This window comes from Bradyrhizobium sp. Leo114 (assembly GCF_055229415.2).
On record NZ_JBUYEN020000156.1, the window covers coordinates 1 to 1,571 of the forward strand.

The following is a 1,571-nucleotide window of genomic DNA, read 5'->3' on the forward strand; positions in this document are numbered from 1 at the left end:
GCTTTTCCAAACCGGAAGCTTCACGTCATCCTCGACAACCTCAACACCCACAAGAAGAACGAGCGTTGGCTCAATGCCCACCCCAACGTGGAATTTCATTTCACGCCGACAAGTGCGTCCTGGCTCAGTCAGGTCGAGGTATGGTTTTCGATCTTGCAGGGGCAGTCGCTCAGCGGCACTTCCTTCACAAGCCTCAAGCAGCTTCAGGACCACATCGATGCCTACGTCAACGCTTACAACGACAAAGCCGAGCCCTTCGTCTGGACCAAGAAAAAGGTCCGTCAACGCCGGTTCAAAGGCCGCCGTATCACTCAGCTCTGATTCCGGGTACTAGCAGCACGCTGAACATGTTGTGTTGATCGGCGTTTTCGGATGGCGGTGGTTTGAGGAGATCCGCCAGAAGCACCACGGGAATGCCGTCCTTCTTGCCAAGGCGCACCCAATCTCCATCGTTCGAACAAACGCAGTCAGCTCCCTCTACGTTCGCAATCCCCATGATCTGACGATCGTGGTTGACTTTCGCCCGGTTCGCGGTGCCCCCCTTCTGGCCAGCATCCAAGACTCGCCGATGCGCGTCTGCGGTCTCAACTCCAGCACGTTCAGCAACTGGCGCAATCGGAAATCGCGAAGAGCGCGTCCCGCGATGCTGACGATGGCGAACGCACCGGGAAACCCCGGTCTTGCGCCTCACCCCCCAACGTGGGACACGCCCTCGTATGCCTCGATCTTTCGCGAGGAGCTGGCAACGTAAATAGGCTTGCTGGCCGCGCCTCGCCATTGTCCAATTCGTTTAATGACCTTTACAGACAAGAACCATAATTACCGCCGCGTGCCCAGGGAGGGCTTTAGAAATGGGGAAGAACGTCCGACTTTCGAACAAACGCCGGCTCAATTTCCAGCAATGCGCACCCGATCTCGGCGACCAATTTGCCGAGCTACTTTGGTTGAGAGAGCAGGTCAGACGGGCGGAAACTTTGGATCCCGAAAGGCTCCTGGCCGAATTCAGAGCTTACCGGGAGCAGAGAGCGAGCAAAGCTGGCAGAGTGACGCATTAGCATGATTGCCTGATCATGCTCGCTAATTGCCGGATTGCGGCGAGCGGGCAGCGTCTCGGCTCTCGATCCGCGGCTGAACTTTGAAGTCGTCGATACGCTTTCCCAGCTTCAATTGCGCGACGAGCCACCGCGGCTGCTTGCCTCGACCTGTCCAGGTCTGTGATGGCTGATCGGGGTTTTGGTATTTTGGAGATACCAGCGGGTATAACCGACTCGCGGACACCAACTGCCTCAGGCGGTCGTCCAGACCCAGCTTTTCCTGCCGGATCTTCTGCTGCAACACTTTAGAGACCTCAACGTGCAAGCTCCACAGCTCGTCAACGGTCATCCGTTCCAGTTCGGCTCGTTTCATGGCGACAAAACATCCAGGTCTTCATCATCCCTAAGACTCTGACTCAAAATTCATGACTTGACGTTGGCCGATCTGGCGATGCGGCGCACCAGTTGTCGAGTTGACGCAATAAGGAGCCATGCTTCAGCCGAGGTGACGGAGGCCTCCCAATCTTTGGCGAGACG

Annotated in this window: 2 protein-coding genes and 1 pseudogene; 1 reads left to right on the forward strand and 2 read right to left on the reverse strand. The window is 56.8% G+C overall.

Annotation, left to right across the window (positions count from 1 at the left end):
• The coding region (locus tag ACZIRK_RS45115) for a transposase (protein ID WP_474419828.1) at window positions 1-321 on the forward strand (321 nt) is incomplete at its 5' end.
• 756 nt (window positions 322-1,077) lie between these two features.
• On the opposite strand, the gene ACZIRK_RS45120 is transcribed toward ACZIRK_RS45115, so the two are convergent.
• Window positions 1,078-1,407 (reverse strand): H-NS histone family protein, encoded by a 330-nt coding sequence (locus ACZIRK_RS45120; protein ID WP_130231954.1) that lies wholly within the window; start codon window positions 1,405-1,407, stop codon window positions 1,078-1,080.
• 50 nt (window positions 1,408-1,457) lie between these two features.
• Window positions 1,458-1,571: pseudogene (locus ACZIRK_RS45125) on the reverse strand (IS5/IS1182 family transposase); the annotation flags it as partial.